This window comes from Terrabacter sp. 2RAF25 (assembly GCF_052115265.1).
GTDB lineage: Bacteria > Actinomycetota > Actinomycetes > Actinomycetales > Dermatophilaceae > Terrabacter.
In genome coordinates, this window is the sequence record NZ_JBFRGJ010000005.1 from 21244 (window position 1) to 36106 (window position 14863).

Here is a 14863-nt window from a genome sequence, read left to right on the forward strand (position 1 = left end):
GCGTGATCGACTGGAGCTGCTTGCCCGGGTCGGCCCCCACCGTCGCGCCGAACAGCTGGACCGGCGGCCCGTCGACCCCTCAGCCGCCCCTGATTCGGTGGTCCATCGCGATCGCGACCTGGTTGCCGTTGTGTCCGCTCCCGGCCGCCCAGTCGGTGAGCGAGATCGGCACGGACTGCACGCTGCCGTCGGTGTAGGTCAGGCGCAGGGCCGTGGACACGTCACCGTTGTGCGTCGACCCGATGACGTGGACCGCGCTCCGGCTGGCAGCGGGAACGAGGATCGTCTGGCCCCTGCCCTCGACGAAGTTCGGCGTCGTACCCGAGGTGACGGGTGCGGCGTACGTGACGCCGTTCCAGTCCCAGGTCGTGCCCATCGGCAGCAGCGCGGCGTCGTAGCTCCATCCGCTGCTGTCGAAGTTGCCGTCGCTCGGCGCCGAGACGGTTGCCGTGCCGTCGTGGTTGCAGGCCGGGGCGAGGTCGACGGCGCAGCCGGGCGCGCCGGCCACGCAGGTGAGAGCCTCCTGCACCTGCACGGTGACGACCTTCGTCACCGGGTCGACACCGGGAGCCGACGCGGTGACGCGCACCTCGTGCGTGCCGGCGCCGAGTCCGGACGGCAGCTCCAGAGTCACGGGGACTGACGCGCTGGCCGGCACCCCGTTGCTGTGGAGCACGACGGCGCCGTCACCACTGCCACCCACTGCGGCCGACCAGCCGTGGGGTGCTGCGACCTCCACCTGCACCGGCAGGCTCTTCGGCGCCTGGCCGACGACGTCGACCGACAGCCGCGCCTCCCGCGCACCGGTGGGGACGACGACCGGGGTCGGCCGGGCCGTCATCGACAGCGACAGGCGCGGGTCGCGGCTCGTCTGCACGGCCGACGGCGGGACGTCCGCCGGCGTCGTGCCCCATCGGCTCGGCGTGGTTCCGACCGAGTGGGCGATGGTGCCGCCCTGGCGCAGCGCGTCCCAGCCGACCCAGCTCTTCGTGCTCTTCGAGCCGTTGACGGCGAGTGTCTGGACGTAGCGCCGGTCGTCGGACACCCCCGGCGCCGTGATCGTAAGCCTGCCGCCCTGCCCGGTGCGCACCGAGGTCGGCGAGGCGACGTCGATGTCGACGCGCTCGAACTGCGGCGAGCTCACGACGAAGGAGTTCGCGCCGCTCATCGTCGGGTAGAGACCCCACGAGGAGAAGACGTACCAGGCGCTCATGGTGCCGAGGTCGTCGTTGCCGGTCATGCCGTCGGCGCCGTCCGTGAAGAGCGTGAACGCGGCGCGGGCCACGGTGGCGATCTTCGCCGGCTGCTGCACCCACGCGTACATGTAGGGCGCCAGCAGGTCGGGCTCGTTGTTCGGGTTGTACGTCGGCTTGCTGTAGTAGGCGTAGGTGGCCTCGATCCAGTCGGTGCGAGCCGTGCCGGCCGGGTCGGTGAGCAGCTTGTCGTAGGCGAAGAAGTCGTCGAGCCGCTTCTCGGTGGTCGCGCGGCCGCCCATGAGCTTCACGAGGCCGGCCGGGTCCTGCGGGGCGAGCCACTGGTACTGGTACGAGCCGCCCTCGTGGAAGGCGTGGGAGGCCTCGACCGGGTCGTACGGGTCGAGCCAGGTGCCGTCGCTCATGCGCGGCCGGAAGCTCTGCGTGCCGGCGTCCCAGAGGTTCTTGTACCAGCCGCTGCGCTCGGTGAGCATCGACGCATCGGTCGCGTGCCCGAGCCCCTTCGCCATGATCGCGAGCGAGGCGTCGGCCGCGGCGTACTCCATGGTGGCGGAGGCCGGGTGGGCACAGTCGTTGTCTCCGCCGTGGGAGACGCACTCGGTGCCGACGCGCAGGCCGAACGGGATGTAGCCGAGCTTCTCGTAGTAGTGCTGACCCGACCGCCCGTTGTACTGGCTGTCGGCCGGTGGCTGCTCGGTCGCGTTCTGCTTGAGCAGGGCGTAGGCCTCCGCCTCGTGACCGGCGAGGAAGCCCTTGCTCCAGCCCTCGACGAGGAAGGGCGTCACGGGATCGCCGGTCATGATGTTGGTCTCGCTGCTGACGAGGGCCCAGCGCGGCAGCCAGCCGCCCTCGCGCCCGATGGCGAGCACGGACAGGTACGAGTCCCGGGCGACGTCGGGGGCCAGTACCTCGAGCAGCTGGTTCTGCGGCCGGTAGGTGTCCCAGAGCGAGAAGTTCTGGCGGGGGCGTGTAGCCGTCGGCCACGTGGGTCCTGCCGTCCCAGCCGTGGTACTTGCCGTCCACGTCGGAGGCGAGGTTCGGGTGCATGAGCGAGTGGTAGAGCGCCGAGTAGTAGGCCGTGCGCCGCTCGTCGGAGCCACCGGTGATCCGTGCGTGGCCGAGCTGCTGCTCCCAGCGCTGCGTCAGGGACGCGCGGGTCACGTCGAAGTCGAAGCCGTCGCCGGTCTCCTCGGCGAGGTTGGCGCGGGCGCCGTCTGCACCCGTGTAGCTGAGGCCGACCTTCATCGTCACCGACGTCGTACCGGCCGGGAACGTCACAGCCGCACCGTTACCGCCGTCCTTGGTCGATGCATCGCGGGCGCCGGCGGTGAGGGTGGATCCGCTCCAGGTGCCGAAGGAGCCGAAGGGGCGGTCGAACTCGGCGCGGAACCAGACCGTGTGCTCGTCCTTGCCGGCACAGAAGTTGCCGTCGTGGATGCGTCCCTCGACGACCCGGTCACCGACGACGTGCACCTCCGAGTCGAAGACGCGCATGTTTGCCTTGCCGGTGTTGAGCAGCACGTTGGCCGCCTTGTCGGCAGGGAAGGCGAACCGCTGCCAGCCGGTGCGGTCGGTCGCGGTGAGCTCCGCCTTGACGCCGTAGGTCGGCAGTCCGACGCGGTAGTAGCCGGGGCTCGCCTCCTCGTCGGAGTGGGAGTAGCTCGACGCGTAGCGCGAGGAGTCGACGCTCGTGATGGCACCGCTCGTCGGCATGACGGGCAGCTCGCCGACGACCGGACAGCCGACGCCCGACAGGTGCGTCTGGCTGAAGCCGTAGATCGAGTTCTGCGAGTAGTCGTAGCCGCCCTCTCCCCCGGTGTCCGGACTGACCTGGACCATGCCGAAGGGCGCGCTGGCACCGGGGAACGTGTTCCCGTTGTCCTGCGTGCCGATGAACGGGTTGACGCTCTCGACGAGCGGCTCGGCCGCCGCAGCCGTCGGGGGTGCGCCGGAGGGCAGCACGGGCCCGAGGGCGGTCGCAGCGAGGACGAGGGTGCCGAGCGATCTGAGCACGATGCGCATGGGGCGTTCCTTCACGGGAGGACGACGGTGTCGTGACCGAGCCTCGTGACGTGCCACATGTCCGGCAACCCGACACCGTTGTCCTGTCCGATGGACGCGCGACATCGGACAAGAACGGACGTATGCCGTCGAGCCGGGTCACGTGTGGACGGAACCCGCCCGACGGCATACGTCGGCGGTCGTGCTGGTGGCGGTCGTGCCGGTGGCGCTCAGACCTGGGCGCGGCTCTCGATCGCGGCGAGCACCTCGGCGATGGCGTCGTCGACGGGCACGCCGTTCTTCTGGGAACCGTCGCGGTAGCGGAACGACACGGCCCCGGCGGCGCGGTCCTCCTCGCCGGCGATGAGCGTGAAGGGCACCTTCGACTTGCTCGCGTTGCGGATCTTCTTCGGGAAGCGGTCGTCGCTCGCGTCGAGCTCGACGCGAACTCCCTTGCGCTTCAGGCGATCCAGAACATCCTGGAGGTAGTCGGCGTAGTCCTCGGCAACGGGCACGCCGAGCACCTGAACGGGGCTGAGCCACACCGGGAAGGCCCCGGCGTAGTGCTCGACGAGCACGCCGAGGAAGCGCTCGATCGAGCCGAACTTCGCCGAGTGGATCATGACGGGCTGCTGACGAGAACCGTCGGCGGCCTGGTACTCGAGCCCGAAGCGCTCGGGCTGGTTGAAGTCGTACTGGATCGTCGACATCTGCCACGTGCGGCCGATGGCGTCGCGGGCCTGGACCGAGATCTTCGGACCGTAGAACGCGGCGCCGCCCGGGTCGGCGACGAGCTCGAGCCCCGAGTCGGTGGCGACCTTCTCGAGGACCGCGGTCGCCACCTCCCACTGCTCGTCGGTGCCGATGAACTTCGCGGACTTCTCACCCTCGGTGTCGCGCGTGGACAGCTCGAGATAGAAGTCGTCGAGGCCGAAGTCCCTCAGCAACGACAGGACGAAGTCGAGCAGGTGCTGGATCTCGGCCGGAGCCTGCTCGGCCGTGACGTAGCTGTGGGAGTCGTCCTGCGTCATGCCGCGCACGCGGGTCAGGCCGTGCACGACGCCCGACTTCTCGTAGCGGTAGACCGACCCGAACTCGAAGAACCGGATCGGCAGCTCACGGTAGGAGCGCCCGCGCGAGGCGAAGATCAGGTTGTGCATCGGGCAGTTCATCGCCTTGAGCTGGTAGCGCGCGCCCTCGAGCTCCATCGGCGGGAACATCGTGTCGGCGTAGTACGGCAGGTGGCCGCTCGTGTGGAAGAGGCCGTCCTTGGTGATGTGCGGCGTGCCGACGTAGTCGAAGCCCTCCTCGATGTGCCGCCGACGGACGTAGTCCTCCATCTCGCGCTTGATGACGCCACCCCTGGGGTGGAAGACGGGCAGGCCCGACCCGAGCTCGTCGGGGAAGCTGAAGAGGTCGAGCTCGGCGCCGAGCTTGCGGTGGTCGCGCCGCTCGGCCTCGGCGAGGCGGTCGAGATACGCCTTGAGGTCGTCCTTGGTGGGCCACGCGGTGCCGTAGACGCGCTGCAGCTGAGGGTTCTTCTCCGAGCCACGCCAGTACGCGGCGGCCGAGCGCATCAGCTTGAAGGCGTTGCCGATGAGCTTGGTGCTCGGGATGTGCGGGCCGCGGCACAGGTCGCCCCACGCGCGGGTGCCGTCGCGACGGATGTTGTCGTAGATCGTCAGCTCGCCGGCCCCGACCTCGACGGCTGCGCCCTCGGCCGCCTCGTCGGCGTTGCCGCCCTTGAGCCCGACGAGCTCGCACTTGTAGGGCTCGTGGGCGAGCTCCTCGAGGGCCTGTGCGTCGGTGACGACGCGACGCTCGAAGGTCTGGCCCTCGTTGATGATCTTCTGCATGGCCTTCTCGAGGGCCTTGAGGTCATCGGGGTGGAACGGGGTCTCGACGTCGAAGTCGTAGTAGAAGCCGTCGCGGATGGGCGGGCCGATGCCGAGCTTGGCGTCGGCCCGCAGCTGCTGCACCGCCTGGGCGAGCACGTGGGCCGTGGAGTGGCGCAGCACGGCGAGGCCGTCCTCGCTGTCGACCGTCACGGGCTCGACGACGTCACCGTCGGCGACGACGTGGAAGAGGTCGCGCAGCTCGCCGTTGACGCGTGCCACGACGACGTCGCGTCCGCCGGCGCCGGCCTCGTCGAGGAGGGCTCCGGCCGTCGTCTGCTCCGTGACCGCTCGCTCGCTCCCGGCGACGGTGACGGTGATCTCTGCAGACACGGTGGGTGCTCCTTCGTGAGTGATCCGACCGTGAGCAGGTCGGATCCATGGCGTGTGCCGGCGGGTGCGGCAGGTGCCCAGCGTATCGACCGCGACGAGCGTCCTGCGACGTGCCGGACGGCAGCGGCACAGGAAGGCGGCGATTCCGCTGTGCCGGCGCGGCCGGCCTCCGATACTGGTCGGATGGAGGTCCCCTTGGACGTCACGGCCCTGGGCGTCACGCAGGCAACGGCCTTGGCGGAGACGGCCGAGGCCGAGTTCATGTACGCGTTCGAGTCCGGCGCACCGACCTCGGCCCGCAGCACCCTCGGCATGACCGCGGTGCGTCTCGGTGGTGGGGTCGTCCTCGCGATGGGCGCCGACCCGACGGGCGGCTACTGGAACAAGGCGCTCGGCTTCGGGGTGACCGAGCCGGTGACCGACGACCTCGTGGGGTCCGTGCTCGAGGTGTACCGGGCGAGCGGCTCCGCGACGGCCGTGCTCCAGCTGGCCCCGTCGGTGCTGCCCGAGGACTGGGACGACATCTGTGCCCGGCACGGCATCGTCGGGGGTTCGGTGTGGGCCAAGCTGTTGCGACCGGCCGGGCCGGAGATCACCCCCGCCACGACTGACCTACGGGTCGGCCGCGTGAGGCCCGACGACGTCGAGGAGTGGTCGCGCGTCTACTGCGCCGGGTTCGGCATGCCCGAGGATCCAGACCTGCTGGCCTTCTTCGGGTCGGGCACCGACGAGGCCCGTGGGTTCCGGTCGTTCGGAGGCTGGTCGGGCGAGCGCCTGGTCGCCTCGGCCAACCTGCACGTCGCCGGGTCCGTCGCGGCCTTCTGTGGGGCCGCGACACTGCCGGGCGACCGCCGGCGGGGCGCGCAGTCCGCGTTCATGGCGGCCCGGCTGGCCGAGGCGACGCGACTCGGGTGCGAGTGGATGAGCGCCGAGACCTGGCAGGAGTTCGACGGGAACGTGAACCCGTCCTTGCACAACATGGAGCGCGCGGGCTTCGTGCAGGTCTACGACCGGCGCAACTGGGTCTGGCGCGAGGAGCAGGTGTGATGGAGCCCGTGGACGTCGTCGGCTTCGAGGGACGCCGGTCACCGGCACCGCCGGACCCGGACGAGGTGCGGGTCGTGCCACTCCCCGTGTCGCGGCAGCAGGAAGCGGTCGACCTCGTGTGTGCGCGCCTGCCCCACATGACGCGGGGCGAGGCCGGATGGCACTTCGACGCGCCAGAGGTCTTCGACGGTCTCGCCTCGGTCGAGGCCGTCGACCGGCACGGCGCCATGCTCGGCGTCGGCTTCACGGCGCACCCCCACTTCGCGCCCCAGGGGCGCACCTTCCAGCGGGTCATCGTGGCTCGTGAGCACGAGGGCCGAGGGATCGGCAGGTCCCTCCGGCAGGCCCTGCTCGAGCGGCTGCCCGACGGCACGACCGACCTCGTCGCCGGCACGTTCGACGACGACCCCCGTTCGCTCGACGTCGCCACCCACTGGGGGTTCGGCGTCGAGGAGCACGCGATCGAGTCCCAGCTCGACCTCGCCGACCTGCCGACACCCGAGCCTCCCCCGGACGTCACCCTCCACGACGTGCCGGACCTCGACTTCGACGACGCCGACGTCGTCGAGCAGATGCTGCTCGCGAGCCAGACGAACCCCGAGGCCGCACAGGGCTGGGTGTTCGACCTGGGCCGGCTGCGGGCTCTCGTCTCCGACAACGAGACACCGGTCTGCGTGCTCGCGCGGGTCGGCGGCGAGCCGGCGGCGATCACCTTCGGAGGGGTCTCCGACGCGACCCTGATGATCGCGTACAGCGGTGTGGGTCCGGCCCATCGTGGCCGTGGGCTCATGACCCTCGTCAAGCAGCGCGCGCACCTCTCGGCCCGCGACGTCGGCGCCACGGTCAGCCGCACGGCCAACGAGGAGCACAACCACGGCATCCGCCGGATCAACGCGGATCTGGGCTACGTCGTGCACAGCGGCGTCTACCGGATGTCGCAGCGGCTCGACGTCTGACCCGGTGGACAGCCGGCCCCACAGGGGTGGGGCCGGCTGTCCGTCAGCCCGCCGCGCTCGTCACCAGGTGTTCTCGACGACCGCGTGCTCGATCTCGCCCTTGACGTGCTCGAGGACCGACACGGTGCGGTTCGGCTCGAAGGTGGAGCGGAGGCGCAGCGTCGAAGGGAGACGCACGGGCTTGCGGAACCACACGTGGCTCGAGAGTCCGGCCTCGGGAATCCGTGGTCCGAGCGAAGCGAGAGCCCTTGCGTATGAGTACATCCCGTGGGCGATGGCCGTCGGGAACCCGAGCGGTCGCGCCGTCAGGGCGTGCACGTGGATCGGGTTCCAGTCGCCCGACACGGTGGCGTACTCGCGACCCGTGCCCTCCCCGAGTCGCCAGACGGGCCCGCCGGTGACCCCGTCGAGGGCGTCCGAGGTGGGTGGTTCGGACACGGGTGCGTCGGGGTGCTCCTGCCCACGCGACAGGTAGGTGCTGACTCCCCGCCAGACGAGCTCGCCTCGCACCTCGACCTCCGAGACGAGGTCGACCTGGCGGCCGCGACGGTGCGGCCGGAGGTCCAGGGCCCGCACCGACACGTCGAGGACCTCGTCGGTGGTGACCGGCCGTGAGACCTCGATCCGGTTCTCGACGTGCACAGTGCCCATGAGCGGCAACGGGAAACGGTCGTCGCTCATCACCGTCATCTGCAGCGGGAACGCCACGAGGTGCGGGTAGGTGACCGGCAGGGTGCCGTCGACCGGGAAGCGGCAGACGTGGGAGTAGGCGACGAGGTCGTCGAGGTCGACCCGGACGCCCGCCCGCGAGACCCGCACGTCGGGCAGGGTCTCGCCGGACCGTCCGCGGCGCAGGGCGGCCGTGGCATAGATGCGGCGCAGGTCCGGTGCGCCTTCGAGGGTGATCTCCTTGGTCATGCCCGCCTCACGCCCCGAGCAGGCTCTGGCCGCAGACCCGCACGACCTGCCCCGTGACCGCAGCAGCACCGGGCTGCGCGAACCACGCGATGGTCTCAGCGACGTCCTTGGGGTGCCCACCCTGCTGGAGCGAGTTCATCCGACGCCCGATCTCCCTCGTGGCGAACGGGATGCGGGCCGTCATCTCGGTCTCGATGAAGCCCGGTGCGACGGCGTTGACGGTGATGCCGCGCTCGGCCAGCTCGCGCGAGAGTGCGGAGACGAGGCCGATGACCCCGGCCTTGCTCGCGCCGTAGTTGGTCTGCCCGCGGTTGCCCGCGATGCCGGCGATCGACGCCACGCACACGATGCGTCCGCCGTCCTGCAGGCCACCCGCTCCGAGGATCGCCTCGTTCATCCGGAGGATCGAGCGGAGGTTGACGTCGATGACGCTGCTCCAGCGGTCCTCGTCCATGTTGACGAAGAGCTTGTCGCGAGTGATGCCGGCGTTGTGCACCACGATGTCGATGGCGCCGTGGCGGCTCGTCGCGTGCTCGACGATGCGCGCCCCGGCGTCGTCGGCCGTGACGTCGAGCTGCAGTGCCGTGCCCTTCACCTCGTTGGCGACGGCCGCGAGCGCGTCGCCGGCAGCGGGGATGTCGACGGCCACGACGGTCGCACCGTCGCGCGCCATGACGCGGGCGATCTCGGCACCGATGCCGCGGGCGCCGCCGGTGACGACGGCCACCTTGCCCTCGAGCGGACGCAGCGCGTCGGCGTCGCCGCTCGTCGACTCGTCGACACGCACGACCTGGCCGTCGACGTACGCCGACCGGCCGCTGAGGAAGAACCCAACGGCGGAGCGTACGCCCGCCTGCGCATCGCCTTGTGCAAGAACGAGGTTGGCGGTCGCGCCGGCCCGCAGCTCCTTGCCGAGCGACCGCACGACACCCTCGAGGGCGCGCTGCGTCGTCACCTCGGCGACGTCGCTCAGCGTGGCAGGGTCGGTGCCGATGACGATGACCCGCCCGTTGCGCTTGAGCGCCTTGACCGCCGGGGCTCCGAGCAGGCGGAGGTCGTCGAGGTCAGCCGGGTCGGTGGCCGCGCTGAGGTCGAGCACGACGGCCCCGAGCTTGTCGGGGGCGTCGGCCGCCGCTGCGACCGTGGGGACGCCGACCGCGCCGAGCCACGCCGCGATCGCGTGGGCGAAACGGCCGCCGCCGGCGACGAGCACCGGTCCCTCGCAGAGCGGCATACCGGGCTCGTAGCGGCGCAGGCGCGTCGGCTGCGGGACGCCGACCTTCTTCGCGACGGGTGAGCGGACGATGGTGGTGAACAGGTCGGTCATGCTCAGGCCTCCAGGATCGCGACGACGCCCTGGCCGCCGGCGGCGCAGATCGAGATGAGGCCACGGCCGCCACCGGCCTCCTTGAGGGCCTTGGCGAGGGAGGCGATGATGCGACCCCCGGTGGCCGCGAACGGGTGTCCGGCCGCGAGCGACGAGCCGTTGACGTTGAGCTTGCTCCGGTCGATCGACCCGAGCGGTGCGTCCAGGCCGAGCCGGCCCTTGCAGAAGTCGGGGTCCTCCCACGCCTTGAGGGTGGTCAGCACGGTTGCCGCGAAGGCCTCGTGGATCTCGTAGAAGTCGAAGTCCTGCAGCGACAGGCCGTTTCGCACGAGAAGCCGTGGGACGGCATACGCGGGAGCCATCAGCAGTCCTTCGTCGCCATGGACGTAGTCGACGGCTGCCGTCTCGGCGTCGACGAACCACGCGAGCGGCGTGAGCCGGTGCTCCGTGGCCCACTCCTCGCTGGCGAGGAGGACGGCAGAGGCGCCGTCGGTCAGCGGCGTGGAGTTGCCTGCCGTCATCGTGGCCCCGTCACCCTTGCCGAAGACCGGCTTGAGCGTCGCGAGCTTCTCGACCGAGGAGTCGGGGCGCAGGTTGTTGTCGCGCGCGACACCGAGGTACGGGGTGACGAGGTCGTCCTGGAAGCCGCGTTCGTAGGCGGCGGCCAGCTTCTGGTGGCTGGCCGCGGCGAGCTCGTCCTGCGCCTCGCGGGTGATGCCCCACTGCGCGGCGGTCAGCGCCATGTGCTCACCCATGGACAGACCCGTGCGGGGCTCGACGTTCTCGGGGATGGCAGGCACGAGGTGGCTCGGGCGCAGACCGGCGAGTGCCTTCGCGCGCTCCGCCGCCGACCGGGCCCGGTTGGCCGCGAGGAGGGTCTGGCGCAGCCCCTCGTTGACCGCGATCGGTGCATCGCTAGCGCTGTCGACTCCTCCGGCGATGCCGGCGTCGATCTGCCCGAGGGCGATCTTGTTCGCGACGAGGATCGCGGCCTCCAGGCCCGTGCCGCACGCCTGCTGGATGTCGTAGGCGGGGGTGGTGGGGTCGAGACGGGTGCCGAGCACCGTCTCGCGGGTGAGGTTGAAGTCGCGGCTGTGCTTGAGCACGGCGCCGGCGACGACCTCGCCCAGGCGCTCCCCGGCGAGGCCGTAGCGCGCGACGAGTCCGTCGATGCTCGCGGTCAGCATGTCCTGGTTGGACGCCTTCGCGTACTTGCCGTGGGCACGCGCGAAGGGGATGCGGTTGCCCCCGAGGACCGCGACACGTCGGGGCGTGCGCGGGCTGGTCTTGGACGCCATGGATCTCTACCTGCTCTCGGTGTGGTGGCTGTCGATCAGCTCCAAGATAACCGAAACTCGCAGTAGTCGATACAGCGAGTACCTGTTACTTTCGTGAGATGGACGAGGATGTGGACCAAGGCACCAGGGCTCGGACTGCCCCGCGAGACGGCCGCAGCGCTCGCTGGGAGCGCCACCGCGAGGAGCGGCGGTCCGCGCTCGTCGACGCCACCATCCGCGCCATCCGCCGGCACGGCGCCGGGGTCGGCATGGACGACATCGCCGCCGAGGCCGGCACCTCCAAGACCGTCATCTACCGGCACTTCGACGACAAGGCGGGCCTCTACCGCGCCGTGGCCAGCCGCATCGACGGCCGGGTGGTCGGCAACGTCGGCGCAGCCCTGGGCCAGTCGGGCACACCGCACGGCGACACCCGCCAGCTCGTCGCCTCGACGGTCGACGCCTACCTCGCCCTCGTCGAGTCCGACACCGAGGTCTACCGCTTCGTCGTCAACCGCCCGCTCGTCGACCTCCCGCTGCACGACGACCCCGTCGGCGGCACCGTCGACCAGGTCACCGACCGGCTCACCGGGCTCCTGCTCGCCTCGCTGAGTGCCTCCGCCACCGACCACGCACGGGCTCGCACCTGGGCCATCGCACTCGTCGGCTCGGTGCGCGCGGTCGCCGACGACTGGCTCGCCACCCCCGAGTCCGAACGCGTTCCCCGGGCCGACGTCGTCGAGTCCCTCACCGAGCTCGCATGGCGCGGGCTCGCACCTGCGCTCGCCGACACGAAAGGCAGATGAGATGTCCACCGCTGCAGACGTTCCCGTCGTGGGCCCCCCGATTCCCGCGGCATCCTCCCCGGAACTCGTGGCCCTGCTCCGGGCCCACCTCGACGGACCCTATGGCGCCGTCCGCGACCACTGTCGGGCCCTCGACCCCGACACGTTCGGGCCGCCTTCTGCTCCTCTTCCGCCCGAGGAGCACCGCACGCGGGTCACCACCCAGCTCGCTGCCCTGGCGACGCAGCCGTATGCCGCCGACGGCTTCCCCGAGCACCAGGGTGGTTCCGCGCGCTATGCGGACGCGGTCGCTGCCTTCGAGATGCTCGGCCACACCGACCTGTCGCTCTTCGTCAAGGCGGGCGTGCAGTGGGGGCTCTTCGGTGGGGCGGTCTCGCTGCTCGGCACGAGCCGGCACGACCACCTGGTGCCGCTCATCACCTCGGGCGAGCTGCAGGGCTGCTTTGCCATGACCGAGACGGGCCACGGCAGCGACGTGCAGAGCCTGCTCACGACTGCGACGTTCGACCCGGCGACCGACCAGATCGTCGTCCACTCCCCCGAGCCGGCTGCCCGCAAGGACTACATCGGCAACGCCGCCCGTGACGGCCGGGTCGCCGCCGTCTTCGCCCAGCTCGTCGTCGGCGACGAGTCGCACGGGGTGCACTGCGTGCTCGTGCCGATCCGCGAGCCCGACGGCACGACGGCGGCGGGCGTCACCATCGAGGACTGCGGCGCCAAGCTCGGCCTGGGTGGCGTCGACAACGGCCGGCTCTCCTTCGAACACGTGCGGGTCCCACGCACCAACCTGCTCGGCCGCTACGGCGACATCGACGACTCCGGCACCTACTCGAGCCCCATCGACAACCCCGGCCGTCGCTTCTTCACGATGCTCGGCACGCTGGTGCGCGGGCGCATCTCCGTCGCCGGCGGTTCCGGTGCGGCTGCGCGCTCGGCCCTCGCGGTCACCACGAGGTATGCCGCCGGGCGACGTCAGTTCGCCGCCCCGGGCACCGACGTCGAGACCACGGTCCTCGACTACCGCACGTACCAGCGTCGCCTGCTGCCGAGGATCGCGACGGCGTACGCCCTGCAGGTGGCCCAGCACGAGCTCGTCACGGCCATGGACGACGTGCTCTCGGGGCGCGCCGCCACGGAGCACGACCAGCGGCGTCTCGAGACCCGCGCCGCGGGGATCAAGGTGCTGACCACCCGGCATGCCACCGACACCATCCAGGAGTGCCGCGAGCTCTGCGGCGGGGCCGGCTACCTCTGGGCCAACCGTCTCGCGGCCCTCAAGGCCGACACCGACATCTTCACCACCTTCGAGGGCGACAACACGGTGCTGCTGCAGCTCGTGGCAAAGTCGCTCCTCGCCGACTACCAGGCGACGTTCGGCGACCTCGACACCCTCGGGATCGTCCGCTTCGGGGCGAGGCTCGTCGGTGGCACGGTGATCGAGCGTTCGTCCGCACGCGGCATCGTGCAGCGGCTCGTCGACGCGGCGCCGGGCCGCGAGGAGGACGTCGTCTTCGGCATCCGGGGCACCCAGCTGCGTCTGCTGCGCGAGCGCGAGGAGCATCTGCTGGAAGGCCTCGCGCGACGACTGCGACGCGCCACCGCGCCCGACGTCGACGCGTTCGCGATCTTCAACGCCACCCAGGACCACCTCGTCGAGGCGGCGGCGGCGCACGTGGAGCGCATCGTCGCGGAGGCGTTCGCCGCCTCCGTCGAGGAGTGCGCCGACGGTTTGGCGAAGGGGGTCCTCGCCCGCGTGTGCGACCTGCACCTGCTCGCGACGGTCGAGCGGCACAAGGCGTGGTACCTCGAGCACGACCGCCTCAGCCCGGCGCGCACCAAGGCGCTCACGGCGCTCGTCAACGAAATCTGCGCCGAGCTGCGCCCGCTCGCGACCGACCTCGTCGACGCCTTCGGCATCCCGGAGGGTCTGCTCACGACGGAGATGTCGAGGACGGCCTGACCCTGCGCGAGATCGTGCAGCCCGTGATGCCGGGGCGCACCAGTGGCACGATCTCGCGCGACCGACGGGTGGCCCGGTCAGGCCTCGGGACGCTGGTAACGGCCGCGTCGGTGCACGAGCGGGGTGTCCTCCGGTCCGATGAGGACGTGCTCGACGACCGCCTCCACGAGCACCGACCAGCCGACGTCGTGGCTGGTCGTCGCGTCGAGCCGCACCCCGGCCCACGTCGCCGCCGAGACCGGCCTGGGTCCCCACTCGGTCTGCTCCCACGTGCCGATACGGAACGGGCCGCCGGGGGCCGGCATGACGCCGGCGAACGCGTCGGCGAGTCGCTGTTCGCGGACTCCGAGCAGCGACACGACGGCTGTGCCGGTCTCCGTGAGCACCTCGAGCAGGTCCGAGTCGGGGTGGAGCAGGCCGACCACCCGCCCGGGCTCTCCGGTGGCGACGAGGTAGGACGAGACGGTGAGCCCGGCTCGCTCGACGCCGACCCCGGCGGTCCACAGGGAGACGGTGCCCCCGATGCGGCCACGGAGGCGCCGGAGGGGGTCACGGTCCTCGTCGGGGGTGTCGAACGGGTGCTCGGTGTGGATCGTCACCCGGCGCTCCGGCCGGGTCGCAGGAGCCGCGTCACTCGGGCTCGGCGACCATCAGTGCGTCGTCGACCGACACGTGGCCGGGCGTGACCACCTCGGCGTAGACGCCGGCGCACTGCGACGGCGCCTGGGTGACCTTGAGCGTGCACTCGCCAAGCCGGACGACCCGCCCGACGAGCCCGCCCAGCACCGCCGACTCCATGTCGAGCACGATGTTCGCCTTGGGGTGCGTCTCGACGTAGTCGTCGGCCGTGACGAGGTGCACGGCGTGCTTCTTGGCGCGGTTTCCCTCCGGTCCCGACGCAGTCACCTCGACCGAGTCGAGCTCTTGCCCGGGTGAGTCGGAGTCGGGGTAGATGAAGAGGCTGGAGACCGTCGCGACCATGAGCAACACGCTAGTGCGTGGAACCGGGGCCGGCGCGTCGACCGCGCCGTGAGCCGGAGGGTGGACGTGAAGGGACTCGAACCCCTGACCTCTCGCGTGTGAAGCGAGCGCTCTAACCAGCTGAGCTACACGTCCGGGCACCCCTGTG

The 14863-nt window shown here is 71.1% G+C and carries 11 protein-coding genes, 1 tRNA gene and 1 pseudogene; 4 read left to right on the top strand and 9 right to left on the bottom strand.

Translation table 11 applies throughout. From position 1 onward, the window contains the following. Nucleotides 1–79: 79 nt before the first annotated feature. From AB4091_RS13825 to thrS, 3 genes and pseudogenes are all read right to left on the bottom strand, one after another. Complete coding sequence (locus AB4091_RS13825; protein WP_442292333.1) at nt 80–2314, bottom strand: GH92 family glycosyl hydrolase; 2235 nt, start codon at nt 2312–2314, stop codon at nt 80–82. Then, a pseudogene (locus tag AB4091_RS13830) lies at nt 2256–3341 on the bottom strand (glycoside hydrolase domain-containing protein); the annotation flags it as partial. The gene AB4091_RS13825 and the pseudogene AB4091_RS13830, both read right to left, overlap by 59 nt. A gap of 104 nt (nt 3342–3445) precedes the next feature. Further along, on the bottom strand, nt 3446–5443 hold the full coding sequence (gene thrS / locus AB4091_RS13835; protein ID WP_442292334.1) for a threonine--tRNA ligase: 1998 nt from the start codon (nt 5441–5443) through the stop codon (nt 3446–3448). A gap of 183 nt (nt 5444–5626) precedes the next feature. Here thrS and AB4091_RS13840 point away from each other — a divergent pair, with 183 nt between their 5' ends. Together AB4091_RS13840 and AB4091_RS13845 are read left to right on the top strand one after the other, a co-directional pair. After that, on the top strand, nt 5627–6490 hold the full coding sequence (locus tag AB4091_RS13840; RefSeq protein WP_442292335.1) for a GCN5 family acetyltransferase: 864 nt from the start codon (nt 5627–5629) through the stop codon (nt 6488–6490). Next, nucleotides 6487–7446 (top strand): hypothetical protein, encoded by a 960-nt coding sequence (locus AB4091_RS13845; protein WP_442292336.1) that lies wholly within the window; start codon nt 6487–6489, stop codon nt 7444–7446. The genes AB4091_RS13840 and AB4091_RS13845 overlap by 4 nt, the downstream gene beginning before the upstream one ends. 60 nt (nt 7447–7506) lie before the next feature. Here the strand turns inward: AB4091_RS13845 and AB4091_RS13850 are convergent, their stop codons facing one another. Genes AB4091_RS13850 through AB4091_RS13860 form a run of 3 tightly spaced genes read right to left on the bottom strand, consistent with a single transcriptional unit; the run spans nt 7507 to nt 10989 of the window. Further along, nucleotides 7507–8364: a MaoC family dehydratase gene (locus AB4091_RS13850; protein ID WP_442292337.1), complete on the bottom strand. Its 858-nt coding sequence runs from the start codon at nt 8362–8364 to the stop codon at nt 7507–7509. A 7-nt stretch (nt 8365–8371) separates the two neighbouring features. Beyond that, nucleotides 8372–9691: a 3-oxoacyl-ACP reductase gene (locus AB4091_RS13855; RefSeq protein ID WP_442292338.1), complete on the bottom strand. Its 1320-nt coding sequence runs from the start codon at nt 9689–9691 to the stop codon at nt 8372–8374. A 2-nt stretch (nt 9692–9693) separates the two neighbouring features. Then, a complete protein-coding gene (locus AB4091_RS13860) occupies nt 9694–10989 on the bottom strand; it encodes an acetyl-CoA C-acetyltransferase (protein WP_442292339.1) in 1296 nt (431 codons plus the stop codon). Nucleotides 10990–11087: 98 nt separating this feature from the next. Here AB4091_RS13860 and AB4091_RS13865 point away from each other — a divergent pair, with 98 nt between their 5' ends. Beyond that, the gene (locus AB4091_RS13865) at nt 11088–11774 is read left to right on the top strand and encodes a TetR/AcrR family transcriptional regulator (protein ID WP_442292340.1); all 687 of its coding nucleotides are present in this window, start codon (nt 11088–11090) and stop codon (nt 11772–11774) included. A gap of 1 nt (nt 11775) precedes the next feature. Further along, nucleotides 11776–13734: an acyl-CoA dehydrogenase family protein gene (locus tag AB4091_RS13870; RefSeq protein ID WP_442292341.1), complete on the top strand. Its 1959-nt coding sequence runs from the start codon at nt 11776–11778 to the stop codon at nt 13732–13734. Between the two features lie 77 nt (nt 13735–13811). Here AB4091_RS13870 and AB4091_RS13875 read toward each other — a convergent pair whose 3' ends face one another. From AB4091_RS13875 to AB4091_RS13885, 3 genes are all read right to left on the bottom strand, one after another. Continuing rightward, entirely contained in the window at nt 13812–14333 is a 522-nt protein-coding gene (locus AB4091_RS13875; protein WP_442292342.1) for a flavin reductase family protein, read from the bottom strand. Nucleotides 14334–14364: 31 nt separating this feature from the next. Beyond that, nucleotides 14365–14715, bottom strand: coding sequence for a hypothetical protein (locus AB4091_RS13880; protein ID WP_442292343.1), 351 nt, complete (start codon nt 14713–14715; stop codon nt 14365–14367). 61 nt (nt 14716–14776) lie between these two features. Next, nucleotides 14777–14850 (bottom strand) — tRNA-Val (locus tag AB4091_RS13885). Between the last annotated feature and the right edge of the window lie 13 nt (nt 14851–14863).

Coding starts and splice junctions, on each gene's coding strand:
- AB4091_RS13850 (WP_442292337.1), bottom strand. CDS start 8,364: ATGACCAAGGAGATCACCCTCGAAGGCGCACCGGACCTGCGCCGCATC.
- AB4091_RS13855 (WP_442292338.1), bottom strand. CDS start 9,691: ATGACCGACCTGTTCACCACCATCGTCCGCTCACCCGTCGCGAAGAAG.
- AB4091_RS13880 (WP_442292343.1), bottom strand. CDS start 14,715: ATGGTCGCGACGGTCTCCAGCCTCTTCATCTACCCCGACTCCGACTCA.
- AB4091_RS13840 (WP_442292335.1), top strand. CDS start 5,627: ATGGAGGTCCCCTTGGACGTCACGGCCCTGGGCGTCACGCAGGCAACG.
- AB4091_RS13870 (WP_442292341.1), top strand. CDS start 11,776: ATGTCCACCGCTGCAGACGTTCCCGTCGTGGGCCCCCCGATTCCCGCG.
- AB4091_RS13865 (WP_442292340.1), top strand. CDS start 11,088: ATGGACGAGGATGTGGACCAAGGCACCAGGGCTCGGACTGCCCCGCGA.
- AB4091_RS13860 (WP_442292339.1), bottom strand. CDS start 10,989: ATGGCGTCCAAGACCAGCCCGCGCACGCCCCGACGTGTCGCGGTCCTC.